Source organism: Candidatus Pelagibacter communis (assembly GCF_001179985.1).
Classification (GTDB): Bacteria; Pseudomonadota; Alphaproteobacteria; order Pelagibacterales; family Pelagibacteraceae; genus Pelagibacter; species Pelagibacter ubique_J.
Genome location: NZ_CVSI01000073.1, coordinates 34,373 through 60,091, shown reverse-complemented (window position 1 = coordinate 60,091; position 25,719 = coordinate 34,373). Strand labels below are relative to the sequence as shown.

Below are 25,719 nucleotides of genomic sequence, written 5' to 3'. Positions count from 1 at the left end.
GGTTAATTTGCAAAAAAATTACTTAGCTTATACTTTACTTGTTTTTGCTACGTTTTGTTGGTCAGGAAATTTTATTGTGGGAAAATTTGCTTATCTATTTGAAATACCTCCATTAACATTAAATTTTTTTAGATGGATTTCAGTTTGGTTTATTTTAATGCCATTTACATATAAAGAAATTTTTTGTAATTGGGATTACATAAAAAAAAATTGGATCCCAATAAGTTTTATGGGAGTAATATCAATAAGCACTTTTAATTCAGTAGTATATTTTGCGTTAAACTACACACAGGTAATAAACGTAGCGCTAGTTTTAGCAGCCATTCCAGCAGTAACAATAATTATTTCATCGATAATGAAAGTAGATAAAACAAATATCTTTCAATTAATTGGACTGTTACTGTCTGTTCTAGGAATTAGCGCAATTATTTCAAATGCTGATATAAATAAAATTTTATCTTTAAATTTCAATAAAGGTGATCTTTGGATGTTGGTTTGTGTTATTTGTTGGTCACTTTATTCGACATTACTTAAAAAGTATAGTTTCAAGCTTTCACAATTTACATTAATACAATTGATGGTTTCAGTTGGAATTATATTTTTATTACCCCAATTTTTTTTTGAAAAGTCTATAGGGCTACAGGTAGAATTTAATAATATATTTTTTATTATACTTTTTTATGTTGTCATTTTTCCAGCCCTAACCGCATACTTCTGTTGGCAGAAAGGCATAGAAATAGTAGGACCAAATAGGGCTACAATGTTTATTCAACTAATGCCACTTCTAAGTGCAGTTCTAGCAATTTTAATTTTTCAAGAGACATTTAAACTTTATCATTTTATAGGAGCCTCATTTATTTTGTCAGGGATTTATTTGTCAAATAAAAAAATTATTAAATGAAACTACCAGTAGTCAATCATCAGGATTATGTCGCAAAAATTAATGATGACAATAAATTTCCAATAAGAAAGTTTGGTGAACTTGCGGATTATTTAATTCAACAAAAAATAGTAGATAAATTTTTTAAACCAGAGTATTGTTCTGAGAATACTTTGAGTAGAGCACATTCTCTAGAGTATATAAACAGTATCAAAAAAAAAACTCTAGACACCAAATCTCAAAAAAAGATTGGTTTTCCAATAAATGATAGTGTTGTAAATAGATCTTTTAGAGCAACTGGAGGAACTGTTTTGGCAAGCAAACTTGCGATTGATCATCGTATAGCATGTAATACTGCTGGAGGAAGTCATCATGCAAGTTATAATGAAGGTGCTGGTTATTGTGTTTTTAATGATGTTGCTGTTGCGACTAGATATTTACAATCTAAAGGCTATGCAAAAAATGTTTTAATAGTTGATCTTGATGTTCATCAGGGAAATGGAACTTCAGATATTTTCAAAAACGATAAATCTGTTTTCACCTTTAGTATGCACTGTAAATCTAATTATCCCGCGAAAAAAACAAATGGTGATTTAGATGTGGACTTAGATGATAACGCTGAAGACGAAGAATATCTAAAAAAACTTAAGGAAAATATTTTATTTTTAAACCAAGAAAAGTACGATTTTGTATTTTATATTGCAGGAGTTGATATACATTTAAATGACAGATTGGGTAAATTAAAAGTTTCTGAAGAAGGAATTAAAAAAAGAGAAGAAATAATAATAAACAATTTTTTTGAAAAAAATATTCCTATTTGTGGAGTTTTGGGCGGTGGTTACAATAAAGATTTTGAAACATTGGTAAGACTTCATGCTATATTACACAAAACTTGTGCATCTATCATATGAAAAAAAATCCTAATTTAACACCAGAGCAAAAATTAATTTTATTTGAGGAAGGAACTGAAAGACCAGGATCTAGTGAATTAAATTTTGAAAAAAGGGAAGGAAGTTATCATTGTGTAAATTGTGATGTAAAACTCTTTGACTCAAAAAAGAAATATGAGAGTGGCTCTGGATGGCCATCTTTTTTTGAATCTCTTCCAGATGCATTTGAAACTAAAACAGATCATCACATTGGTTATGCAAGAACCGAATATCATTGTAAAAGTTGTGGCGGTCATCATGGTCACATATTTGAGGATGGCCCCAAACCTACTGGCAAAAGATACTGTAATAATGGACTCTGTTTGGTATTTAAACCTAAAATTTAATTAGTAAATTAATAATAAATAAATTACACTATTTCTACAAAGGAGTTTTATGATTAAAAAAACAATCTTATTTGTTATATTTTTTTTCATGACCACAAATTTATTTGCTGCACAAACTCAAATTGCTCAAGTAAATGGAATGATGTGTGTTAAATGTCAGAAAATGGTTACCAAGGCTCTCCAAGAAGCAATGCCTAATGCAAAGGTAAAAGTATCTTGGCCGGAGGGAGTTGCCGTTTCTAGTTTTGCTGAAAAATCACCTATATCAGAAGAAGAATACAAAAATACAATTCTTGGAACTGGATTTGAAGTTGTTAAAGTAATGACAGTTGATGAAATTATAACAGACGCAGAAAAAGCAAGAAAATTAATAGATCAATAAAATTTTATGACTGTAGCTGATCTTCAGATTTTAATAGATAAGCTGCAGTCAAAAATAAGCCAATTAGAACTCACAAATAAAGGTGCCCTTAAAGCTACAGAATTTCGACTTGAAGCAATTCTTCAAGCAAATTTAGATACATTTTGGTTATTGATTTGCGCAATTTTGGTTTTCTTAATGCAAGCTGGCTTTATGTGTCTTGAGTCTGGCCTTTCAAGAAATAAAAATAGTATTAATGTTGCATTAAAAAATATTACTGATTTTGGAATAGCTGTTGTTACATTTTGGGCTTTTGGTTTCGCGCTAATGTACGGGACCAGTGTTATGGGTTTGTTTGGTGATAAGTTTTATTTTTTCACAACAAAAGTTGCTGGTTATCAAACATATTTTGTCTTTCAAGCTATGTTTGTGGCAACTGCAGCAACAATTATTTCTGGAGCTGTTGCAGAAAGGCTAAGGTTTTTTTCTTATGTGATTATTACATTTGTCACATCAGGATTTTTATATCCAATTGTAGGGCACTGGGCTTGGGCATTTAATTTTGACGAACCCTCTGAAAAATTTGGATGGTTAGGCAAAATGGGATATTTGGATTTTGCAGGCTCATCTGTGGTTCATTCTGTAGGAGGATGGGTTGCTCTTGCAATCTTATTAATTATCGGGAGTAGAACAGGTAGATTTAGGAAAAACCAAGATAAAAAATTATTTCAAGGTAGCAATACTCCTATAGCAGCACTTGGGGCATTGATTTTGTGGTTTGGCTGGTTTGGATTTAATGGTGGAGCTAATGGAGCTATGGATTTAAAAATTCCATTAATTTTAATAAATACATTTTTGTCTGCCTCTTTTGGCTTAATTTTTTCAAGCATATTAGGAATTTTTGTTATGAAAAAACCTGAGCCATTATTTATGATTACAGGACCTTTAGCTGGATTAGTCTCAATCACAGCAAGTTGTGCTTATGTAAATCCAAGTGAAGCTATTTTTATTGGAAGTATTGGAGGACTACTTTCAGGCTTTGGTATAGTTTTTTTAGAAAAATTAAAAATTGACGATGTTGTGAGCGCGATACCGGTTCATCTTATTGCTGGAGTTTGGGGATCTTTGTCTGTTGCTATATTTGGAGATTTTGAAATGATGGGTTTAGAAATTTCAAGAATGGAACAATTATATATTCAATTAATCGGAGTAACTAGTATAGGAGGCTTTTGTTTTATTTCCGCATTTGTAATATTTAAATCCATAAATTATGTTTTCCCTTTAAGAGTTGGAAAAATTCAGGAAGAATTAGGATTAAATATTTCTGAACATAATGCATCAACAGATACTCATGAATTATTAGAGGTATTAACTAATCAAGCTAAAACTGAAGATTATTCACTAAGAGCACCACAAGATCCTTTTACAGATAGTGGAATAATTGGAACACAATATAATATTTTAATGGATCGATTAGAACAAAGTGAAAAACAAAAAAACAAATGGAAGAAAAGAGTATCTTCAGAAATTAAACTTGCAATGAATGTTCAAAAAAAACTAATGCCAAATAGGGATCTTACAAATTATCCTATTTATGGATTAAATATTCCTGCTAGAGAAATTTCTGGTGATTTTTATGATTTTTATCTTCACGATGACCAGGTTTATTTTACATTGTCTGATGTATCTGGAAAAGGTGTCAATGCTGGCATGGTAATGGCTAAATCAATTACATTATTTAAAATATTTTCAAAGTTAAAATTTAAACCAAATGAAATCTTACTAGAAATGAATAATGACTTAAAAGATACAAATCCAACTGGGACTTTTGTGACTTCAATTGTGGGGTGTTATAATTTAAAAACAGATATTGTAGAAATAGCAAACGCGGGACATCAGCCAGCCTTGTACAGAAAAGAAAAGGATTTTAGAGAATTTCCATCTGAAACACCACCATTAGCTATTGTTAAACAGACTAACTCAAATGTTTATAAATTAGAAAGCTTTAAATTGAATAATGGAAGAATTTATTGTTTCACAGACGGTTTTTCAGAATGTTTAGATGAAAATAATGAAGAATTAGGTATTAATGGAGTTAAAAAATTAATCCTTAAACATGAGAACCAAGTTTTAAAAAAGGAACTAGACAACGCTACGGAGGAAATAAAGCAAAAAAGTCTTAAAAAAGATTATTTAGAGAAAGGCATAAAAGATAATAATGATATACTTGATGATGATTTGACTATAATTGGAATCGGAAAATGATTTTAAAATTTACTAGTTTTTTGATAGGAATAATCTGGTCTTATTCATTAATAAAAACACAATCTGTATTTAGTAAAAAAGCTGGGCTTATATTTAAAATATTTATAACAAAAGTATCTTGGTTCACGTTGATTGCAGCTATTTATTTTGGATATAAAAACTTTTCAATCAAACTTATGTTTATTGGTTTAGTTATTGGAATTTTAACTGTTAATTTAATTTTTTTTCTATTTAAAAAATTTTTGATACAAAAATTTAGTGAAAAGCAATTGATACTTTTTAAAAGTTTTTTTGAGTATACGCTTATATTCTGGATGATTTATTATATTTTCTTTTAAAATTTAAATTATCTATAAATACTCATTGGATCGTAAATACAACCTTTGTTGTCTTGTGTTTCAAAAAATATAGAGCGTAATTCTGAACTATGTAACTCTTGACAAATTCTTTGTGGATTAGTTTCATCTTTGTAACTTTGTTTTGCATTTGAAAACAAGTTAGAGCTACCATAAGAGCTTGTAGCTCGTAACACATTTCCTGATTCAAAAAGTGTATAACTTGGACCAATCATTGAGGTATATTGACCACAGTTTGTTAAAAATATTAAACAAAAAAATATTAAATAAGCCCTTGTATTCTTTACAAATGTTATCAAGTATTTAAATATTCTTCTTACAAACATAATTATTTAATATAAATTTATTTTAAAAATTCAATTAGTTTATTGTTTTTTTCCAATTCCCTAATTTCAACATAGCCACCTATATGTTCATTGTCAAAAAAAATTTGAGGTATAGTTCTTTTGCCATTTGTTTTATTAATCATTTCATTTAAAACCTCTGGACCAGATGAAATATCGATTTCATTAAATTCTAAACTATTTCTTCTAAGCAATCTTTTTGCCGCATCACAATAATTACAAACAGGTCCCGTATAAATTGTAATTTTTTTCATATTTTATATATAATCATTTTTATTAATTTTTCTTCTAATTTCTTTTCTAGTCTCCTCAAATTTTTTTCTGTGTTTTATACTTTGTCCTTTTGCTCTTTTTCTCCAAAGTTTAAAAGAAGATGATTTTAAGGATTTTCTCATTATTCTTATTACATCTCCTTCAGACAATCCTGTTTTTAATTTTATATCTTCAAACGTTATACGGTCTGCCCATGCTGCCCATATAACCCAATCTTGAGTACCCACTTTGGGCTCTGGATTTTTAACCTTTGTCATCGGTCTGCGACTTTTTTTCATAAATTATTAATAAATAAGAAAAAATTGATTAATGCAATTTTTAATACCTATGATATATTATATTTAGATAGTCCTATCTAGCCATCTTTAGCTCCCGGTTTTTTAGGGCTATCCTCTCAATGCTTCCCTTAGATTATTTTCTATTTTTACAGATTATATTTTTTTTATTTATAACACCTGGCACTCCAAGAATTGTTATCATTTCTTATGCAATGAATTATGGTACTAAAAATTGCATTTGGATTGCCTTAGGTGATGTAACCGCAAATTTAATACAAGCTACTCTCGTAATTTTTTTTATAGATTCTTTTATTGCTGATAATGCTGAAACTTTAAATATTTTAAAGTGGTTTGGTGTATTTTATTTATTCTATCTTTCTTATGATATTTATAAATCAAGGCCAAAAAACTTTAGTAACACTTCAATTAAATCAAAAACTTTAATATCGTTTTTTAAAGATGGATTTATTGTAGCAGGTACTAGTCCTAAAGCATGGATATTTTTTCCATTAATTTTTCCGCAGTTTATAAACTTTAATGAAAATTATATTTCTCAATTTATAATTTTAATTAGCACTTATATGATTTTAGATTTTATCTCACTTATTGGTTACGCAATATTAGCTAAAAAACTTTTACACTGGATAAACGCAAATCCAAGAATAATAAGCTCAATTTCGGCGTGTGTATTGATTTTAATTGCTATTTTTATTGGATTTACACAAAATTATTAACAACTATATTAATTTATTATGAAATTAGGTTTTATAGGAACGGGACAAATAACAAAATCAGTTGTAACAGGTGTAATTAAATCTAAATTAAAAATTTCAAAAATATTTGTATCTGAAAGAAATAAAAAAATTTCAAGAATTTTAAAATATAAAAGCAAAAAAATTAAAATAATTAGAAATAATCAAGATATTATTAATAAATCTGACTGGGTCTTTCTTGCGGTAACACCAACCGTAGGAAATAAAATTTTAAATAGTTTAAAATTCAATAAAAATAAGATGATAATTAGTTTCATTTCAACAATTAATTTAACTCAATTAAAAAAAATTACAGGATTAAAATCAAATATTGTTAGAGCAATACCATTACCACCAATTGCGTTATGCAAAGGACCTGTACCGATTTATCCACCAAATAGTAAGGTTAAAAAGTTTTTTGACAAATTAGGATCTACAGTTGAAATCAGCAATGAGAAGTTGTCACTAAATTTTTGGACCACTTCTGCTATGATGGCTCCTTTTTATGAAATCTTATACTCGTTATCAAATTGGTTAATTAAGAGAGGAATAAAAAAAGAAAATGCACAAAAATATATATCATCTCTATTCCTTGCTTTATCAGAGGATGCCTTTAATCATAAAAAAAATCTTAAAAAATTAGTTAGAGAATCACAAACCCCAGGCGGTTTAAATGAGCAAGCTGTTAAAGATTTGCGAAAAGCTGGTTTTTATAGATTACTTGAAAAAACATCCAATAGAATAATAAAAAGGTTAAATAAGTCACAATCTAATTAATATAATTTAGTTTATAATTTAAAAAATGACTAAAAAAAAACAATTAAATAGAAAAATAAAAGTTTCTTTAAAAAGAAAAAGCAAAATATTTAAACGTTCAATTACAAAAAAAAAGGATCTTATATCTAAAAAATTTAACTCTTCCATTAAAGATAAAAAAATTGATATTGGAAAATCAGTAAAAAATTTCTTCGACTGGGTAAAAGGTGCCGAAATTATAGAGTTGCCAAACTGTAATACTACTGAGGATCCGGTACGACCAGAACTAGATAATGAATTTAGAACAAGTTTTGGCCGAAAAATATACGGAGTAAAGTATCAAGATGAGATACACGCAGTAATGTGTTTTGCATTTACAAATAGTATTCCAAAAACTGTAGAAGAATTAGATATGATGAGCAAAGATGCTTATTTACAGAGTATAAATAGAGATTTTAAAGTAGGCCAAATTGCCATTGCATACACTGTTTGGTCAAAAAAAAGAGGTGGTGGAAGATTAATTGTAAAAGAAGTTTTCAAAAAAATAAAAAAAACAAATCATTTAAACAGACTAGTAACACTCTCACCACTTACTGATATGGCTAGGAAATTTCATTTGAGCAATGGAGCTATTGAGATTGGAGTTAATGAAACTTCACAAAATTTTGAGTATAAAATGTGATTATTGGTATTTATTATTTAAATAGTAATCAAAGTAATTTGATAAAAGATTATCTATTTTATAAAAATTTGGTACTAGAAACGGTCTTCTAGCATGCACTCTATCATTTACCCAGTGATTTGACCATTCAGTAGTTGTTTCTACACACTGTTTTGGAAATTCGTTAATGTTATATCTCTCCTTAATCTGAAAACAACCACCTATAAATAAATCGACATATGATTGAACAATTGGATGAGTGTTACTTGGTTTTTTTATTTTTCCAGGATTAGCTGCATAAACCCAAAAGTTTTTATTTTTTGTTTTTATTTTTTTCCCATAGAAACTTAAGTCTTTACCTTCAACTTTTACTCTACAATAACCACTCTCTCTCCTATCTGTCTTATTCAAGTCCTTTATCGAAACCGGGTAATAAACTGCATTAACAGCTGAGTTTTCTTTTTTAATAATTGTTAAAAAAGTAATTTTGTACATCCTCCCTTGAAGGCCCCAAGTTCTTTCAAAGCCTTTAATTAAAATAGGTTTCACTACAAATGCTGATTTATTTGTTCTAATTCTAGACTCTTTATCCATTAAGGATCCATAGCCAATAATATAATTTTTACTCCCTCGTTCTGGATTTAAATTACATTCTTGACCTTGTACTAATTGTGTTGAAAAAATTAATACTATAATGATTAACAACTTTTTCATATTTTATTACTTACGATTATAGGATGTTTGAGAGATTATTTGAATACTTAAAAATATTTCTTAAATTCATCAGTTACTCTTAAAATTTCTAAGTCTACAAGACCGCCAATAATAAGTTGAATTGCAACAATTAAAATAAAAGCTAAACCTACATAAGCAATCCATAAGTGTTTTTGAATATAGTTTGCAAGATATGTTGCTAAAGCACCAGTTAAAATTACTGATAAAACCAAACCAAAAATCATAAAACCAAAATATCCCTTTGATGCACCAACTACACCAATTACATTATCAAAACTAATTGTTATGTCAGCAAACAAAACTTTGTAAACACTCTGTATGTAAGAGGGTTCTTTTGAAATTTTTGTTGGCGATTTCACTTTCTTGATTTCAAACAAATCTTTTCGTAAATCATATACTATCCAAATTAAAAGCAACCCACCTAAAATTTTTATAAAATAAAACTTAAATAAATAAGTTGCAAAAATTGCAAAAATAACTTTAAAAATTAATGCACCTGCTACGCCCCAAAGTATAATTTGCTTTCTATGTTTTGGAACAAAATTAGCAGCAATTAATCCAATTATTATTGCATTATCAGCAGCCAAAATAATATCGATAAATATTATTTGTAAAAGTATTAAAGATTGTTCAATAAATAGTGATTGTTCCATTTAAATTTTTAGATAATAATTTAATATTTAGATTTTTCAATTAATTGATTAAAAGTATTAACTAATATTTTGACTGTTTAGTACCCTCAATTACTTGTTTAAGTTCGTTATACTCTTTACAATTACACTTTTCTAAAACTGCCAATCTTTTTTTTGCTTCATCCATTCTATTCGTTGCAACAAATAATTCTCCCATATATTCATTTATACCTACATGCTTAGGATCAATTTCCAATCCCATTGAGTAGTATATTTCAGCATTTTCATAATCTCCAATTTTTCTATGAGAAAAACCTAAAAGATTTAAAATGTCGGGATCACTTGGATTTTTTGAATTAGCTTCAAGAAGACTTTTTATAGCTTTTTCATAAGCATTTTTTGCTTTAGCTTGTTTTTTTTTCTTCTCAAATTTTTTTCCTTTAGAAATCCATTTTTTTCCAATATCAAATTTGGTAGCAGGCTCGACACCTGTACTGGCGGTGTCTTTAGCATCTTTACTACCCACGCCCGCAGAATATGCCAACGAAGTTTGCAATATTAATATGAATATTAATAAAATTTTTTTCATTTTATTTACTAAATTTTTTTAAATTATTTAAAGGTTTAAGACATATATTATTATCTTCAAGAACTTTTTTAACTTCCCTCGCAGTTTCTAAAGATCCTATATTATCACCATGGATACAAACAGAGTCTATTTCACATCTAATTTTTTTTCCAGACATGCAAATTAGGGATTGGTTTTCAATCATATTAAGAACATGTTTTTTACATCTTTCAGGATTAGTTATAATAGCATCTGCCTTATTTCTGGAGACCAAATTCCCATCATCTTCATAATTTCTGTCTGCAAATATTTCACAAGCTATTTTCATATCAAAATTTCTAGCTGCTTCTTCCATCTTTGATCCGGTTGGTACTAAATAAATTAAATTTTTATCAATATCAAAAATTGTTTTTGCTAATATTTTAGATAAATCTAGATCCTCGCATGCCATATTATTTAAAGCTCCGTGGGGCTTGATATGTGTAACTTTTGTACCAAGTTTTTCAGCAATGCATTCTAATATCTCATATTGGTCTATTATAAGTTTTTTTATTTTATCCTCAGGTAAATAATGTCTTTTTCTCCCAAAGTTTTTACGATCATTAAATGAGGGATGTGCGCCGATACTAACATTATTTTTTTTTGAAATTTCAATTGTATTCTTCATTGATTGCTCATCACCCGCATGAAAACCACAAGCAATATTTGCTGAATTAATAATTTTTAATAAATCTGGATCATGCTTTGTAGAGTGAAGCTCAGATTTTTCACCTAAATCACAATTAATATTAATTTCCATAAAATATTTCATGAAGTATAACATTGTATGATTAAAAATATAGCCAATCTTGGTGACGCAGCGATTTATTGTGATTTTGGAACCGAGGTTAATAAGGAGATAAATTCAAAAGTCATCAAATATTTTATGACCTTAAGAAAAAAAAATTTTAAAGGAATAACAAATTTATCTCCATCATATAACAAACTAGTTATTACTTTTGACATTAATGAAACTTCTTATCATAATTTAAAACAAGAAATATTAGATTTAGATGTTGAAGATAAAATAGAAAGTGAGTTTAAAAAAATCAGAATTCCCACGTGTTTTCATAACGATTTTTCATTAGATATAGATAGGCTTGAAAAAAGATTAAAAAAATCAAAAAGGGAAATAATTGATTTGTTTTTAAAGAGAAAATATTTTTGTTATATGACAGGGTTTGTTGCAGGTATGCCGTTTCTAGGAGATACCGATGATAAGATTCAACTAGAGAGATTAGAAACTCCAAGAGTAAAAGTTCCAAGAGGTTCAGTTGGTTTAACAGAACAATTCTGTAATATATATACCTTTGAAAGTCCGGGAGGTTGGAACATAATTGGAAATACTCCAATAACTATTTTTAATACAACGACACAGAAGACACCAAATTTAATTAGTCCTGGCGATGAGGTTATTTTTTATGAAATTACAAAAAAAGAATATCTAAAAATTTATGAAAAATGATTATTTTCACGTGGCAAGAGGAGGTTTAAATTCAACTTTTCAAGATCTAGGAAGAAAAAACTTATATCATATAGGTTTACCTTTTAGTGGAGCTATGGACAAGAGAAATTATTTAATTGCAAATAAACTAATTGATAATAATAAAAATAATCCAGTTCTTGAATTTGCTTATCAAGGTCCTTCATTAAAATATTTTGGTAAAAAAAGAAATATTGTGGTTACTGGAGATGTTAATTTCAGAATTATAAAAAACAATAATTCTCAAAATAAAGGTGAATGTTACAGAACTATTGAGCTAGATGAAGGGGATACAATAGATATTTGTTCAACAAACAAGTCTGTTTATGGTTATTTTTCTGTAAGCGGAGGTTTTAAGTTGGACAAAGTTTGGGATAGTTTCTCTACTACTATTAGAGCACAGATTGGACCAAACAACGGTAATAAATTAATTGACGGTCAGGATATAAAACTTAACGAGCCAAATCAATTATCAAATAAAAGATTAGATTTTATAAATTCCAAGATAGAATTTATAAGAGTAATTAAAGGAACGAATTTTGATTATTTTTCAGAACAGTCAATTAAGGATTTTTTTTCTAAAGACTTTGAGGTAACAAAATTTACAGATAGAATGGGCATGAGATTAGAAGGTACTAAATTAAAAAATATCAAAAAAACAAATATTAAATCCGAGGGTTTAGTTAAAGGAACTATTCAAATACCACCTGATGGAAAACCAATCATAATGCTATCAGATCACGGTACACTTGGTGGTTATCCTAAGCTAGGTGTGGTTATAAGCGCAGATTATGACAAACTTGTTCAAATAACTCCAGGTTCAAAAATAAAATTTAAAGAGATTAACTTAAAGGATGCTGAAAATTTATATAAATTATATAATATCGAGACTAACAATATTCTTAGTAAAATATTATGAACGCTAAAATTAAAAAAATTTTATTAAAAAAAAATAAAACAAAAATTATTTGTTTAACTTCTTATTCAAAAAATTTTGCTGAAATTTTAGATGAATATACAGACATAATTTTAGTGGGTGATTCATTGGGTTCAGTTTTATATTCTTTTGACACAACAAAGAAAGTAAATCTTGACATGATGATTGAGCACTCAAAAAGTGTAAGAAGAGGTGTTAAAAAAAGTTTGATGGTAGTAGATATGCCATACAACACTTACAGAAATAAAAAAGAGGCCTTAAAGAATGCAAAAAAAATAATTAAATATACAAAAGCAGATGCGGTCAAACTAGAGGGAGGAAAAAAAATAATTAATATTATTGAATATTTAAGGAAAAATAGAATAAATGTTATGGGTCATTTAGGAATTTTGCCCCAAACTCAGAAAGGAAAATTTAGATATAAAGGAAAAACAAGTTTTGAGAAAAAAAATCTATTAACAGATTCTCAATTACTTCAAAGAAGTGGTGTTTTTTCAATTGTATTAGAGTGTATTGAAACAAAATTAGCAAAAAAAATTACTCAAAACTTAAAAATCCCAACCATTGGAATTGGCTCCTCCGTTAATTGCGATGGACAAGTTTTAGTAACAGACGACTTAATTGGGTTAAATTTAACAACAATAAAATTTGTAAAAAGTTACCAAAATATTAGAAAACATATTAAGTTAGCCATTAAAAATTTTAGTAGAGATGTAAAAAAAAATAAATATCCTTCAAAAAAATATAGTTATTAAATTTATCTGAGTTTTTTGCTTTTTAATTTTCCTTTTTTTAAATCAACTTCTACAAATGAGCCAAAAGTATCACCAAACTTATCAAATTCTACATTTGTGGCTCCTTCATAATTAATTGATTTACCATCACGAAGTATCCTTATTGCTTTATTGATCTCACCCGGATAAATCTTAACACCTGGTTTGTTTGCTACAGAGTAAATAGCGTTGTTTATAGAATTATAATTTGAAAATAATTTTGCAAAATTTGATAATATTATAATTGCTGCAGCATCATAAGACTCACCTGTATATGGACTAGATGGATCAACCCCAGATTTTTGTGCTAAATTAATAAATTTTTCAGAACCCAAATTTGATAGTCCTTGAACATACCCAAAAGATTTTTTTAAATCTTTTTTTTTAAAATCATCAATCAAATTTTGTTCTATCATGCTCTCATTTAAGATAAATATCTCGAACATGCCCGTATCCAATATAGATTTTATAATTTGATCTCCTCCTAAATTTAAATCACTTATCACCGCTAATGCATCACCTCCAGCAGCACTTAAAGCAGAAATATGTTTTGAATAATCGTTAGTATTCTTATCATGTGGCAACATAATTGTGGTCTTTATATTATTTTTATCTAACGTATTTCTGTAAAACTCAGCAAAATTTTTATAATCCTTATCACCGCTATAAGAAATAGCTAACTTTCTAATTCCTCTATCTTTTGTAATATCAGCTAATATTTGACTTCCTCTAATTTTAGGAGGTGTCGTTCTAAAAATAAAACCATTGTCTTCTAATTGAATTAACTCATTTGATGTATCGGCTGGAGAAATCATCAATATTTTCTCTGGTATTGATAACTCTTTTGCAATATCAATTGTCATATTAGGACATGCTGCACCTATTATTGCACTAGCACCATCATCAATAATTTTTTTAGCAGCATTTTTTGCTAATTTTATATTGTTACAAGTTGTGTCTGCTCTTATTACTTTAAAAGTAATTTCATTGAACTTATCTTTATTATTGACTACTTCATTAAAAGCTAATTCTGCTGAGTCTGCCATAGAAGGTGTTAAACTTTCAACTGCACCAGTAAAACCTAGCAAGATACCTACTTTAATCTCTATATTTTTTTTACCAAATGAATTTGGTATCATAAAAAAAATATAAACTACCAAAAATAACAAAGTTTTATTGAGTGAGGTATTAGTTTTATCTATTAACATAACCGTAAACTTGATATCTATATGTCTATAATACAACTTATTAATATGGATTCAAAAAAAAATTAAACCCCAATTTATAAAAAAAAATAATCCAAGAGTGGGTCTCATTGTGCTAGCAACTGACGTAATGATAGAAAAAGATTTTTTAAAAGTTTTTAATGAGGTACCAGCTGATATTTTTGTTAATAGAATAACCAATTATAATCCGGTTACAGCTGACAATCTAAAAAAAATGACAGAGAATATTACATCTGTAACAGAAAATATTCTTCCTGGAGAAGAGGTTGATTGTGTTGTTTATGGATGTACATCAGGAACAATTGTTTCTGGCTATGACAATATTAAAAAAAAAATCAATTTGGCAAAACCAAATACCTTGGTAACCACTCCTAGTACAGCGGCTTTAAATGCATTAAAAAAAAAAAATATCAAGAAGATATCTATCGTAACACCATATATTAAAAGCGTGAATGATGATGTAGTAATTTTTTTTAAAGATAATAATTTTGAGATTACCTCAAATACATATTTTGATATTGAATCTGATATTGATATTGGAAGAGTAGATCAAGATAAACTATTTGAAATTTTATCTAAAATTGATCACAAAGATGCTGAAGCTTTATTTGTATCTTGCACGTCATTACCAGTATTAAATATAATAGAAAAGTTAGAAAAGAAATTGGGTATAACTGTTTTATCTAGTAATCAAGCTTTAATTTGGGAGACTTTAGAATATATAAATATAAATAACTCTATAAAAGGTTATGGAAGTTTATTTTCTTAATATTAAAATATGAGCTTTTCCAAAAATGAATATAAAGATCGACTTAAAAAAGTTCAATTATCAATGCAAAAAAAAGGTATTGAGCTTTTAATATCCCAAGACACTGCAAATATAAATTATTTAACTGGTTATGATGCATGGTCATTTTATTATGCTCAATGTGTAATTGTTCATATTAATTCCGATGAACCTATTTGTTTTATTAGAGCCCAAGATGCAGGTGGGGCGTTTATAAAAACATATCTTAAAAAAGAAAACATAGTAATTTACGATGAAAAGTATATTCATACTTGGCCTTCTCACCCATACGATGCATTAGTAGATTTATTAAAAAAAAATAAATGGGATAAACTACAAACTGGTGTAGAAATGGATGCGCATTATTTTACAGCATACTGTTATGAAAAGCTTAAACAGGGATTGCCCAACGCTACAATAAAAGACTCGGAAAGATTAGTAAATTGGGTAAGAGTAGTTAAATCGGAAGCTGAAATAGGCTTTATGAAAAAGGCTGCAATTATCTCAGAAAATGCAATGAAGACTGCGATGGATATAATTAACCCAGGTGTAAGACAATGTGATGCTGTTGCCGAAATTCAAAAAACATTATTTAAAGGAACAAATGATTTTGGAGGTGAATATGCAAGTATCGCGACTCTTTTGCCTACTGGCAAAGGCACGTCCGCATCTCATCTCACAGCAAGTGATGAAAAGTTTGTTACTGGAGAGGCCACTGTTGTAGAATTATCTGGCACTTATAAAAGATATCATGCTCCAATGGCAAGAACTGTTAATCTAGGAAAACCAGAACAAAAGAAAATTGATGCCATGAATGCTACAAATGAGGCTTTAGAAGCTGGAATTAATGCAAGCAAACCTGGAAACACTGCAAATGATGTTGCTGAAAAATTTTGGGCAATATTAGATAAATACAAAATTAAAAAAGAATCTAGAACCGGTTATTCAATTGGAATAGGATATCCACCAGACTGGGGAGAACATACTCTTAATATTTCTAAAGGTGATATGACAATTTTAAAACCGAATGTTTGTTATCATATGATAGCTGTAATGCAATTTGGTGATTGGGGAGTTGAAGCTTCCGAGTCTATAAGGATTACTGAAGGTGGAAATGAGTTATTATGCAACTTTTCAAGAGATTTACACGTAAAATAAAAACTTGAATTATTAGCCTACAAATGTTTTAAACCTTATCCAATGTCAAAGAACCAAGAATTTGTAAAATTTGATAAAGTAGACAAAAGTTATGACGGTAAGGTCCTTGTTGTAAAGGATTTAAATCTTGATATTGCTGAAGGAGAATTTATCACGATGCTTGGACCATCTGGTTCAGGTAAAACTACTTGTTTAATGATGTTAGCCGGTTTTGAAACACCGACAAACGGTGAAATTTTTTTAGATAAAAATCCTATATCAAACATACCACCCCATAAAAGAGGTATTGGAATGGTTTTTCAAAATTATGCATTGTTTCCACACATGACAGTTTATGAAAACTTGGCCTTTCCTCTTAAGGTAAGAAAAATAAATAAAGATGATATAGATAAGAAAGTTGATAAGGCATTATCAATGGTGTCATTATCTGGATTTGAAAACAGAATGCCGGGACAACTATCAGGCGGTCAACAACAACGTGTTGCTGTCGCAAGAGCTTTAGTGTTTGATCCTCAAGTAGTTTTAATGGACGAACCTCTAGGTGCTTTAGACAAAAATCTGAGAGAAAGTATGCAATATGAAATTAAACATATCCATGAAAGCATAGGTGTTACTGTTGTATATGTTACGCACGATCAAAGCGAAGCTCTTACAATGTCAAATAGGATTGCTGTATTTAATGACGGAAAAGTTCAACAACTGTCTTCTCCAGACAAATTGTACGAAGAGCCCGTTAATTCTTTTGTAGCAGAGTTTATTGGAGAAAATAATACTTTTGCGGGCGAGGTAACAAATTTTCAAAAGGATCAATGTAAAGTAAAATTATCTAATGGTTCAGAGATAATTGCAAATCCAATATCTGTAAGTTCAAATGGTGACAAAACTACTGTGTCGCTAAGACCTGAAAGAGCTCTTATAAACACAAAAAATAAGATGGATAATAATTTTAAAGGTAAAATTGAAGAAGTTATTTACCATGGAGATCACACTAGGGTAAGAATAGACTTGCTTGGAAACAAAGAATTCATTTTAAAAGTCCCAAATAGTTCTGCTAACATGGATATTAAAATGGGAAATGAAATTAATGTTAGTTGGAATAGTCATGATGCGAGAGCGTTAGACCCAAAATAAACCATAGGTTTAATAAAATTTATCTAATTAAATTAGGCATATTTTAATGAAATGCGCTGTTGACTCCTTACTCATATATTGCTGTAATTAGCTTTTAAAAAACGTTTAAACGGAGGAATAATGAAAAAACTAAGTAAATTGTTACTAGTTCTATCTTTTGCACTTTCTATAAGCTCATCAGCATATGCAGTTACTGTTGCATCTTGGGGTGGGGCATATACAGAGTCACAAAAGTTAGGATATGGTGACCCTACTGCTAAAAAACTTGGTGTACCGATCAATTGGGTCGACTACTCAGGTGGATTATCAGAGATTAAAGCACAAAAAGAGGCAGGGAAAATTACGTGGGATATTATCGACGTATTTGCTATGGACACTATCACTGGATGTGACGAGGGTTTATTTGTAGAATTTGATTTCGACAAAGACTTTCCACCAGCACCAGATGGTACTGTAGCGAGTAAAGATTTCTTTGCTCCGATGCCAAGTAAATGTGCTGTAGGAAACATTTTATATTCTTGGAACTATGCTTACAATACGAACAATGTTAAAGGCACTCCAAAGACTATAAAAGATTTCTTTAACACAAAAAAATTCCCTGGAAAAAGAGCTATCTACAAAAGCGCTCTAACTAACTTAGAGATCGCTTTAGCAGCAGATGGTATTAGGCCAGGAAAAGGTGGAGCAAAAATCTACAAAGCTCTTGAAACTGAAAAAGGTGTAAACAGAGCAATGAACAAGATCAAAGAACTTTGCACAGACCCTAACGGTGGATGTGTATTTTGGTCAGCAGGTGCTCAACCACCAGAACTATTAGTATCTGGTGAAGTTGTTATGGCAACTGGTTGGAATGGTAGATTCTTCAACGCAGAAATCGGTGAAGGCGCTCCAATCAAACAAGTTTGGGATGGTCAAGGACTTGACTACGAATATTTCGTACTAGTTAAGGGTGGACCAAACGAAGCCGATGCTAAAAAAGCACTAGCAATGATGACAAGTACAGAAGGTTTAGCAGGAAGTGCAAAATATATTGCATATGCACCTTGGAGAAAATCATCACTTAAAGTTATGGCAGCAGGTGAGCCATGGTATAAAGATGGTAAGACTAACATGGTACCACAAATGCCAACTGCACCAGCAAACACTAAAAATTACTTCTTAGTAGATCCAATATTCTGGGCTGATAACGGTACAGAGCTTGGTGAAAAATGGGAAGCAATGAAGTCTGGTCTATAATTTTAAGTTTTAAAGACTAAAATTATATATTATATTAAGGGCGGTTATTTATAGCCGCCCTTTTTTATTTTATGAGCAGCGAAACTGGAAAAATTTTAACAACAGACGGAATACCTCTCGAGGTAAGTTTAAAAAAAGCTGAAAGAAAAAATAAAATTAAAGCATTTCTTTTAGTTGCACCTTTATTATTATTTTTACTAATCACTTATATCTTTCCAATCGGCGACATGCTCATGAGAAGTGTCGATGATAAAATGGTTACTGAAATGTTACCAAAAACATTTAAATCGATGGAAAAGTGGGATGGAAATGAAATACCACCTGAGGAAGTATTCGAAGCTTTCTATATAGATTTCCAAAAATTAGTAGAAGAAAAACGTGATGGAAAACTTTCTACTCAATTAAATTACACCAAGAATGGTTTTAAAAGTATTTTAAAAAAATTACGAAGAAAGGCCAAAAACTTCGAGGAAGGAAATTATAAAGAGCAAATAATGTCTGTTCACAAAAGATGGGCAGACGTTGAATATTGGAGAGCTATTAAAAGACGGGCACCTGCATTTACAAGTGCAAAATATCTGAAGGGCATGGACATGTATAAAAATGAAGAAGGTGAAATTGTAAGTGTAGAGGAAGATCGTAGAATACATAGAGTGCTTTGGCTTAGAACTTTAGAGATTGCTTTCTTTGTAACTTTATTATGTTTCTTAATGGCTTATCCAATTGCACATTTACTTGCGACATTACCAATGAAGTACAGCAACCTTTTAATGATTTGTGTACTACTTCCATTTTGGACATCCCTTTTAGTTAGAACCGCAAGTTGGATGATACTTCTCCAACAGCAAGGAGTGGTTAATGACTTCTTTGTCATGATTGGCTTAGTAGCTGACGATAACCGGCCAGAGATGATGTACAATAAAACTGGAACTTATGTTGCAATGACACAAATTTTATTACCTTTTATGGTTTTACCTTTATATAGTGTAATGAAAACCATATCCCCAAGCTTAATGAGAGCTGGAAAATCACTTGGAGGAACACCATTTATCACTTTTTGGAAGGTATATTTTCCTTTAACTATTCCAGGTATTGGTGCAGGTTGCTTGCTAGTTTTTATACTTGCTATTGGATACTACATTACACCAGCGCTAGTAGGCGGTGCATCAGGTACCTTGATCAGTAACCAAATTGCATTTCATATGAAGAGTACACTAGATTGGAGTTTCGCATCAGCAATGGGACTGATGTTATTAGCTGGAGTGCTTGCAATATATTGGGTTTATAACAAATTAGTAGGAATTGATAATATAAAACTAGGATAATTATGGCGTTACCAAAATATACAGAACCACATTACAGAATTTGGCATTACGTATATATTTTTATTTGCACATGCGTATTTTTCTTTTTGATTGCACCTCTTTTCGTAATTTTTCCTTTGTCATTTAATGCAGAGGAATTTCTCAGTTTTTCTGAAGGGATGAAAAACCTTGATCCAGATGCATTTTCTTTAAGATGGTATAAGGATATGATTTATGGAACAAAAAATCCTTGGGGTCTAGCAGCTAAAAATAGTTTTATAATTGCTATCTTTGCAACATTAGGTTCGGTTCTTTTAGGAACTGTTGCAGCATTAGGGTTAAGTAGCAGACACATGCCTTATAAAGGATTGATTATGGCAACACTAATTTCTCCAATGATCGTTCCTTTAATTATCTCTGGTGTAGCTATCTTCTTCTTTATGGCAAAAGCTGGTTTAGCGGCTACACATACTGGTATAGTTCTAGCACATATAATTTTGGGGACACCGTTTGTTGTAATAACAGTGACAGCTACTTTATCTGGCTTTGATCACAGTGTAACTAGAGCTGCATCAAGTCTTGGAAGTGATCCAGTTAATACTTTCATGAAAATCACATTACCTTTAATTTTACCGGGTGTAATCTCAGGTGGCTTATTTGCTTTTGTAACCTCTTTTGATGAAGTTGTTGTCGTATTATTTTTAGCTGGTTTAGAGAACACAACTATTCCAATTCAAATGTGGACTGGTTTAAGAGAACAGCTAAGTCCAACAATTCTTGCAGTTGCGACATGTTTGATTATTTTATCTACACTTATTCTTGTTACAGCTGAGTTGTTAAGAAGAAGATCTGAAAGACTCAGAGGAATTAATAGATAAAAAATAAATGCAAATTAAAAGTGTTGTCATCATTGGATCTGGTACTATGGGTAGTGGAATAGCTGCACATCTATGTAATGCCAATGTTCCCGTTACTCTTTTAGATCTATCAACAGATATTAGCACAAAGGCTAAAGAAAGAATTTTTAAATCTAGACCGCCACTTTTAATCGACAAAAAAAAAATTGATAATATTAAAGTTGGCAACATCGAGGATGATTTTGATGTAGTTAAAGAAGCTGATTGGATTGTGGAAGCTGTTGTTGAAAGAATAGATATAAAACACAAAATATATGATAAAATATTTAAAAATAGAAAATCAGGTGCAATTGTATCTTCTAATACATCCTCAATTCCTATAAAAATTTTATCAGAACACTTAACTGATGATGAAAAAAAAGATTTTTGTATAACACACTTCTTTAATCCTGTTAGATACATGGGACTTTTAGAGATTGTCAAAAACGAAAATAACGATTTAAAAAAAATAGATTCTTTAAAAAGATTTTGTGAAAATGAATTAGGCAAAGGTGCAATCGTCTGTAATGATACACCTGGTTTTCTTGGAAATAGAATAGGTGTTTATGCAATGCAAGTAGCTATGACTGAAGCATTCAAAATGAAATTATCAATTGAAGAAGCTGATGCTGTTTTTGGAAGACCAATGGGTATTCCAAAAACAGGTGTTTTTGGTTTATATGATCTAATCGGAATAGACCTTATGGCCGATGTATTAAAAAGTTTTATAAAAGAGCTTCCTGAGCAAGATCCATTTCAAGAAGTTGCTAAAGAAATACCTTTAGTAAAAAAATTAATTGAGACTGGGTATACAGGAAGGAAAGGCAAGGGCGGTTTCTATCGAATGAATAAAGAAAATAATCAAAAAATATTAGAGGCTATAAATTTAGAATCAGGCGATTATTCTCCATCTAAAAAAATAGACATGGGGATTGATACTGTAAATCTAAAAGAACTAATTAATAGAAAAGACAAATACGGCGAATATTCTTGGTCAGTCATATCAAAAATAATCAAATATGCATCATCATTAGTTCCAGGTATTACAGATAAATTCAATGACATTGATGAAGCAATGAGACTAGGATTTAATTGGGCTATTGGTCCTTTCGAGATGCTTAAATCTATTGGAGTTAATGAATTTTTTAATCGAATAGACGACTTCAAAAATAACGCCTTTCTAGAAAATTTATCAAAAACAAAAGATGAGAATTTTTATGGTTCTAGACAATTATATACTGATATTGAAACTTTAGGAAAAGTAAAACCCAAGGCAATAAAAACGGATAAAAATAAGTCAGCTGAAATATATAGATTTAAAGACTTCAATATTGTTGAATTTACTACAAAGGCTTGCGCATTAGATTACGACTCTATGGATGCACTTAAAAAAGCAACTGATAAACCATTAATAGTAATTAATGAAAGTATGCAATTTTCTGCAGGTGTAAATCTTAGTTACACTATGAACTTTGCAGAAAAAAATGATTATAAATCAATAGAAAAATTTATTAAATATTTTCAAGATACCTGCAAGGAATTAAAATATTCAAAATATCCAGTGGTATCAGCTCCATCTGGTCTTACTTTGGGTGGAGGATTTGAAGTTTTAGTACAAAGTAATTTTGTTGCATCCCATACAAATATAGTAGTTGGATTAGTTGAAACCATGGTCGGACTTGTTCCAGCTGGAGGTGGATGTAAAGAAATGTTATGGAGATGGTCACAAACTTCTGAGGCAAAAAGTGATCCTGACTTTGCACCGTTAAAAGTTTTTGATATTATTGGTTATGGGAAAACTGCCACCTCCCCAATTGAAGCCGAGCCTTTGAAATATCTAAAACCCGAAGATAAAAAAATAATGAATAGAAATAGTCTTTTTTCCGAGTCAAAAAAAATAATAGATCAAAATCAAAATTTTGAATCTCCAACTGAATGTACATTTAAATTATCAGGAAAACCATTAAAAGAGAAAATGATTAAGGTGCTGGAAAAACTTTATAATGAAAAAGTAATATTAGATCATGGCATGAAAGTAGGAACAGAACTTGCAAATGTCTTGAGCGGTGGAGATACTACTTCAGATAGATTATTAACTGAGGATAACTTATACCAGTTAGAGCTTGCATCATTCATGAACTTAATTGAAACAGATAAGACCAAAGATAGAATAAGACATACCTTAGCTACTGGAAAGCCACTAGTTAATTGATATCAGAAAACATTTTTAGAGAATTAATAAAATCTGGTCTTAAAACATATTCAGATTGATCATTAAATTTAATCTTTTCTAAAGCAGAAATACCATTAACAACTCTTCCTAAAGGAGTGTATTCACCCTCAAACAAAAAGGCGTCAGCCAAAAGGATAAAAAATTCACTATCTTCTGCATTCCCACTTTTACTTTTTGCAAAAGCTACTGTACCTCTTTTAAATTTAAATGGTTTATTTGTTTCTGGTTTAATTAAACCGTATTTCGATCTTCCACTACCTATATAAGTATAATTTATATTATCTTTTTTACCAAATTCGAGATCTCCTGCTTGCACTAAAAAATTTTCAACAACTCTGTGAAATGCAACATTGTCATATTCTTTTTTTTTAACTAGCTTTTTAAATCTTTCGACTGAATTTGGTGAAATATTTGGAAAAAGTTCGATTACAACATTGCCACATGGAACATTTAATATAACGATATTTTCAGGATTATTAAAATTTAGTTTTGTGAGGTTTACTTTCTCAACAAACAAACATTTATTTTTAATTAAAGTAAAAGAAATTAAGGAAAACATTGCAAGTAAAATTAAAAAAATTAGTAATAATTTTTCAGATTTTGTTTGTTTAATTTTCTTTAACATTTTTAAAATTGATGTTTAACATCTATTTTTTTAACTATATTTTTAATTGTTTTTACTTTCTTATTAAGTATCTCATCTTTACTAATCATATCCTGAATTATTTTATTGTCTGACATCATAAAAGAAAAAGTTTCAGCCATATCCTCGGACATTGTTGATTTTGCGTATTCAGATACAAATCCTTTACTATTGTTAATTTTTTCTAAGCTATAGTTATTAGAACATGTCGAACAAGCTGAATATTTAAATTCTTTTGAATTTAATTCACTCCAAGAAATATTTAAAAAATATTCATTAAAGTTATGTTCAATTATATGAAAAACCTCATGATGTAATACTCTTTCAAAATTTGAATTGTTGGTATTTATATTTAAAACAAGTGTTTTCATTTCAGGGTTAGCAAATCCAAGTGAGGGTATTCCTGCTATTTCTAATTCACTACATAGAACAATATATTTTAATTCAATTTTTCTAAAAAAATCATCGTTATATTTATTGAAACTTTTTTGAGCCTCTAAATACTTTCCATTAAAATTCTGAGATTGATTTTTTTTACAACTTACATTCTCAGAACTTGAACCAACAAAAAAATCTTTTGTAGGCTTTAAGAATGCTAATGAGTTTTTATTTTCCAATTTATGTAAAGTTAAATTAGGTATCTTTATTAGTTCAAAAATTTGGTCAGCTTTAACTACAAATGATAATAATAATAGCAAAATTATGTAAAAGTTTAACTTCATTGGAAAATTATGATTATACTTTAATCAAATATTATATGTTAGATTAAATAAATGAAGAAAAAAAATAAAGATACAATTCAACCGGTAAGCGGGACAATTGTACCAAGGTTTGCAGGACCAAGTACATTTGCAAGATTGCCAGAACTTAGAGATGTGGAAGGTTGCGATGTAGCAATTGTAGGAATTCCTTTTGATGCAGGAACAAGTTATAGACCTGGTGCAAGATTTGGACCACAAAGTATTAGACAAGCATCTAGACATTTAAGAACAAATTACCACCCAGATTATGATGTTGAACCATTTAAAGTTCAACAAGTTGCAGATGCAGGAGATATAACCTGTAATCCATTCAATATAAAAGAGGCTATACATCAAATAGAAAACGGAGCTCTCGATCTTTTAAAACAAACAGGTGGCATTATTAGCATGGGAGGTGATCATACAATTGCATTTCCACTCCTTAGAGCAGTAAATAAAATTAATGAGGGGCCTGTAGCTTTAGTACACTTTGATGCTCACCTTGATACCTGGGATACTTATATGGGTGCACCATTTACTCATGGGACTCCTTTTAGAAGGGCAAGAGAAGAAGGTTTATTTCTTGATGATGCATCCATGCACGTTGGAATTAGAGGTCCTTTATACAGCAGAGACGATTTAAAAAACGACGAAAGTTTTGGTTTTAAAATTATTCATTGTGATGAGTTTCAAACTGAGGGAATTGATAAAATAGTAAGTAGAATAAGAAAAAGAGTGGGTAATAATCCATTGTATCTCTCGATTGATATAGATGTATTAGATCCTGCTTTTGCTCCAGGCACAGGGACACCTGAGATAGCTGGTATGTCCACAAGAGAAATGGTTAATGTTATTAGAGGATTATCAGGATTAAAATTAATATCAGCAGACGTTGTTGAAGTATCACCGGCATATGATCATGCAGAGGTTACATCTTTGGCTGCAGCGACTATAATTTACGAGCTGACTAATTTATTTGCAAAAGTTAAAGGATAA

At 29.7% G+C, this 25,719-nt stretch carries 30 protein-coding genes; 20 read left to right on the top strand and 10 right to left on the bottom strand.

Annotated elements, in window-relative coordinates:
- The first annotated feature begins 7 nt into the window (after nucleotides 1–7).
- The 6 genes from AMN80_RS05215 to AMN80_RS05190 are packed head-to-tail and all read left to right on the top strand — an operon-like array spanning nucleotide 8 to nucleotide 5,120.
- The gene (locus AMN80_RS05215; protein ID WP_075520916.1) at nucleotides 8–901 is read left to right on the top strand and encodes a DMT family transporter; all 894 of its coding nucleotides are present in this window, start codon (nucleotides 8–10) and stop codon (nucleotides 899–901) included.
- Nucleotides 898–1,791 (top strand): histone deacetylase family protein, encoded by an 894-nt coding sequence (locus AMN80_RS05210; RefSeq protein WP_075520915.1) that lies wholly within the window; start codon nucleotides 898–900, stop codon nucleotides 1,789–1,791. The genes AMN80_RS05215 and AMN80_RS05210 overlap by 4 nt, the downstream gene beginning before the upstream one ends.
- Entirely contained in the window at nucleotides 1,788–2,156 is a 369-nt protein-coding gene (msrB, locus tag AMN80_RS05205) for a peptide-methionine (R)-S-oxide reductase MsrB (protein ID WP_075520914.1), read from the top strand. Before AMN80_RS05210 ends, msrB begins: the two co-directional genes overlap by 4 nt.
- Nucleotides 2,157–2,205: 49 nt before the next feature.
- Complete coding sequence (locus AMN80_RS05200; protein WP_075520913.1) at nucleotides 2,206–2,538, top strand: heavy-metal-associated domain-containing protein; 333 nt, start codon at nucleotides 2,206–2,208, stop codon at nucleotides 2,536–2,538.
- A 6-nt stretch (nucleotides 2,539–2,544) separates the two neighbouring features.
- The gene (amt, locus tag AMN80_RS05195) at nucleotides 2,545–4,782 is read left to right on the top strand and encodes an ammonium transporter (protein WP_075520912.1); all 2,238 of its coding nucleotides are present in this window, start codon (nucleotides 2,545–2,547) and stop codon (nucleotides 4,780–4,782) included.
- Nucleotides 4,779–5,120: a hypothetical protein gene (locus AMN80_RS05190; RefSeq protein WP_075520911.1), complete on the top strand. Its 342-nt coding sequence runs from the start codon at nucleotides 4,779–4,781 to the stop codon at nucleotides 5,118–5,120. Before amt ends, AMN80_RS05190 begins: the two co-directional genes overlap by 4 nt.
- A gap of 8 nt (nucleotides 5,121–5,128) precedes the next feature.
- On the opposite strand, the gene AMN80_RS05185 is transcribed toward AMN80_RS05190, so the two are convergent.
- The 3 genes from AMN80_RS05185 to AMN80_RS05175 are packed head-to-tail and all read right to left on the bottom strand — an operon-like array spanning nucleotide 5,129 to nucleotide 6,033.
- Entirely contained in the window at nucleotides 5,129–5,464 is a 336-nt protein-coding gene (locus AMN80_RS05185) for a hypothetical protein (protein WP_075520910.1), read from the bottom strand.
- 17 nt (nucleotides 5,465–5,481) lie between these two features.
- Nucleotides 5,482–5,736, bottom strand: a complete 255-nt coding sequence (gene grxC, locus AMN80_RS05180; protein ID WP_075520909.1) for a glutaredoxin 3 — start codon at nucleotides 5,734–5,736, stop codon at nucleotides 5,482–5,484.
- Nucleotides 5,737–5,739: 3 nt separating this feature from the next.
- On the bottom strand, nucleotides 5,740–6,033 hold the full coding sequence (locus AMN80_RS05175) for a TIGR03643 family protein (RefSeq protein WP_075520908.1): 294 nt from the start codon (nucleotides 6,031–6,033) through the stop codon (nucleotides 5,740–5,742).
- 119 nt (nucleotides 6,034–6,152) lie between these two features.
- Between AMN80_RS05175 and AMN80_RS05170 the strand changes: the two genes are divergently transcribed.
- From AMN80_RS05170 to AMN80_RS05160, 3 genes are read left to right on the top strand one after another with little or no spacing between them, the layout of a single operon-like run.
- Nucleotides 6,153–6,767: a LysE family translocator gene (locus AMN80_RS05170; RefSeq protein WP_075520907.1), complete on the top strand. Its 615-nt coding sequence runs from the start codon at nucleotides 6,153–6,155 to the stop codon at nucleotides 6,765–6,767.
- A gap of 18 nt (nucleotides 6,768–6,785) precedes the next feature.
- Nucleotides 6,786–7,562 carry a pyrroline-5-carboxylate reductase gene (locus tag AMN80_RS05165; protein ID WP_075520906.1) on the top strand — a complete coding sequence of 259 codons (777 nt, stop codon included), beginning with the start codon at nucleotides 6,786–6,788 and terminating at the stop codon, nucleotides 7,560–7,562.
- 25 nt (nucleotides 7,563–7,587) lie between these two features.
- Nucleotides 7,588–8,223 carry a hypothetical protein gene (locus tag AMN80_RS05160; protein ID WP_075520905.1) on the top strand — a complete coding sequence of 212 codons (636 nt, stop codon included), beginning with the start codon at nucleotides 7,588–7,590 and terminating at the stop codon, nucleotides 8,221–8,223.
- Here the strand turns inward: AMN80_RS05160 and AMN80_RS05155 are convergent, their stop codons facing one another.
- The 4 genes from AMN80_RS05155 to AMN80_RS05140 form a co-directional block, all read right to left on the bottom strand.
- Nucleotides 8,224–8,916 carry a gamma-glutamylcyclotransferase family protein gene (locus AMN80_RS05155; protein ID WP_075520904.1) on the bottom strand — a complete coding sequence of 231 codons (693 nt, stop codon included), beginning with the start codon at nucleotides 8,914–8,916 and terminating at the stop codon, nucleotides 8,224–8,226.
- A 47-nt stretch (nucleotides 8,917–8,963) separates the two neighbouring features.
- Nucleotides 8,964–9,590, bottom strand: a complete 627-nt coding sequence (locus AMN80_RS05150; RefSeq protein ID WP_075520903.1) for a YjbE family putative metal transport protein — start codon at nucleotides 9,588–9,590, stop codon at nucleotides 8,964–8,966.
- 61 nt (nucleotides 9,591–9,651) lie between these two features.
- Nucleotides 9,652–10,158, bottom strand: a complete 507-nt coding sequence (locus tag AMN80_RS05145) for a tetratricopeptide repeat protein (protein WP_075520902.1) — start codon at nucleotides 10,156–10,158, stop codon at nucleotides 9,652–9,654.
- A 1-nt stretch (nucleotide 10,159) separates the two neighbouring features.
- Complete coding sequence (locus tag AMN80_RS05140; RefSeq protein WP_102133627.1) at nucleotides 10,160–10,936, bottom strand: 5-oxoprolinase subunit PxpA; 777 nt, start codon at nucleotides 10,934–10,936, stop codon at nucleotides 10,160–10,162.
- Nucleotides 10,937–10,963: 27 nt separating this feature from the next.
- Here AMN80_RS05140 and AMN80_RS05135 point away from each other — a divergent pair, with 27 nt between their 5' ends.
- The 3 genes from AMN80_RS05135 to panB are packed head-to-tail and all read left to right on the top strand — an operon-like array spanning nucleotide 10,964 to nucleotide 13,351.
- Nucleotides 10,964–11,641, top strand: a complete 678-nt coding sequence (locus AMN80_RS05135) for a 5-oxoprolinase subunit B family protein (protein WP_075520900.1) — start codon at nucleotides 10,964–10,966, stop codon at nucleotides 11,639–11,641.
- Complete coding sequence (locus AMN80_RS05130) at nucleotides 11,631–12,578, top strand: 5-oxoprolinase subunit C family protein (protein ID WP_075520899.1); 948 nt, start codon at nucleotides 11,631–11,633, stop codon at nucleotides 12,576–12,578. The genes AMN80_RS05135 and AMN80_RS05130 overlap by 11 nt, the downstream gene beginning before the upstream one ends.
- Nucleotides 12,575–13,351: a 3-methyl-2-oxobutanoate hydroxymethyltransferase gene (panB, locus tag AMN80_RS05125; protein WP_075520898.1), complete on the top strand. Its 777-nt coding sequence runs from the start codon at nucleotides 12,575–12,577 to the stop codon at nucleotides 13,349–13,351. Before AMN80_RS05130 ends, panB begins: the two co-directional genes overlap by 4 nt.
- 2 nt (nucleotides 13,352–13,353) lie before the next feature.
- Here the strand turns inward: panB and AMN80_RS05120 are convergent, their stop codons facing one another.
- A complete protein-coding gene (locus AMN80_RS05120; protein ID WP_075520948.1) occupies nucleotides 13,354–14,508 on the bottom strand; it encodes an ABC transporter substrate-binding protein in 1,155 nt (384 codons plus the stop codon).
- A 196-nt stretch (nucleotides 14,509–14,704) separates the two neighbouring features.
- Here AMN80_RS05120 and AMN80_RS05115 point away from each other — a divergent pair, with 196 nt between their 5' ends.
- The 7 genes from AMN80_RS05115 to AMN80_RS05085 all read left to right on the top strand — a co-directional run bounded on the left by AMN80_RS05115 (nucleotide 14,705) and on the right by AMN80_RS05085 (nucleotide 23,319).
- Nucleotides 14,705–15,364, top strand: coding sequence for a maleate cis-trans isomerase family protein (locus tag AMN80_RS05115; RefSeq protein WP_082256577.1), 660 nt, complete (start codon nucleotides 14,705–14,707; stop codon nucleotides 15,362–15,364).
- Nucleotides 15,365–15,373: 9 nt separating this feature from the next.
- Entirely contained in the window at nucleotides 15,374–16,540 is a 1,167-nt protein-coding gene (locus AMN80_RS05110; protein WP_075520896.1) for a M24 family metallopeptidase, read from the top strand.
- 42 nt (nucleotides 16,541–16,582) lie between these two features.
- Complete coding sequence (locus AMN80_RS05105; RefSeq protein ID WP_075520895.1) at nucleotides 16,583–17,671, top strand: ABC transporter ATP-binding protein; 1,089 nt, start codon at nucleotides 16,583–16,585, stop codon at nucleotides 17,669–17,671.
- Nucleotides 17,672–17,791: 120 nt separating this feature from the next.
- Nucleotides 17,792–18,907, top strand: coding sequence for an extracellular solute-binding protein (locus AMN80_RS05100; RefSeq protein ID WP_075520894.1), 1,116 nt, complete (start codon nucleotides 17,792–17,794; stop codon nucleotides 18,905–18,907).
- Between the two features lie 71 nt (nucleotides 18,908–18,978).
- Entirely contained in the window at nucleotides 18,979–20,232 is a 1,254-nt protein-coding gene (locus tag AMN80_RS05095) for an ABC transporter permease (protein WP_075520893.1), read from the top strand.
- A gap of 2 nt (nucleotides 20,233–20,234) precedes the next feature.
- Complete coding sequence (locus tag AMN80_RS05090) at nucleotides 20,235–21,089, top strand: ABC transporter permease (protein ID WP_075520892.1); 855 nt, start codon at nucleotides 20,235–20,237, stop codon at nucleotides 21,087–21,089.
- A gap of 7 nt (nucleotides 21,090–21,096) precedes the next feature.
- The gene (locus AMN80_RS05085; RefSeq protein ID WP_075520891.1) at nucleotides 21,097–23,319 is read left to right on the top strand and encodes a 3-hydroxyacyl-CoA dehydrogenase/enoyl-CoA hydratase family protein; all 2,223 of its coding nucleotides are present in this window, start codon (nucleotides 21,097–21,099) and stop codon (nucleotides 23,317–23,319) included.
- Here the strand turns inward: AMN80_RS05085 and AMN80_RS05080 are convergent.
- Both AMN80_RS05080 and AMN80_RS05075 read right to left on the bottom strand, forming a co-directional pair.
- The gene (locus AMN80_RS05080) at nucleotides 23,312–23,965 is read right to left on the bottom strand and encodes a peptidylprolyl isomerase (RefSeq protein ID WP_075520890.1); all 654 of its coding nucleotides are present in this window, start codon (nucleotides 23,963–23,965) and stop codon (nucleotides 23,312–23,314) included. The two genes, AMN80_RS05085 and AMN80_RS05080, sit on opposite strands and share 8 nt — an antisense overlap.
- A 2-nt stretch (nucleotides 23,966–23,967) precedes the next feature.
- Nucleotides 23,968–24,705: a putative zinc-binding metallopeptidase gene (locus AMN80_RS05075; protein ID WP_075520889.1), complete on the bottom strand. Its 738-nt coding sequence runs from the start codon at nucleotides 24,703–24,705 to the stop codon at nucleotides 23,968–23,970.
- Nucleotides 24,706–24,756: 51 nt separating this feature from the next.
- Here AMN80_RS05075 and speB point away from each other — a divergent pair, with 51 nt between their 5' ends.
- Complete coding sequence (speB, locus tag AMN80_RS05070; RefSeq protein ID WP_075520888.1) at nucleotides 24,757–25,719, top strand: agmatinase; 963 nt, start codon at nucleotides 24,757–24,759, stop codon at nucleotides 25,717–25,719.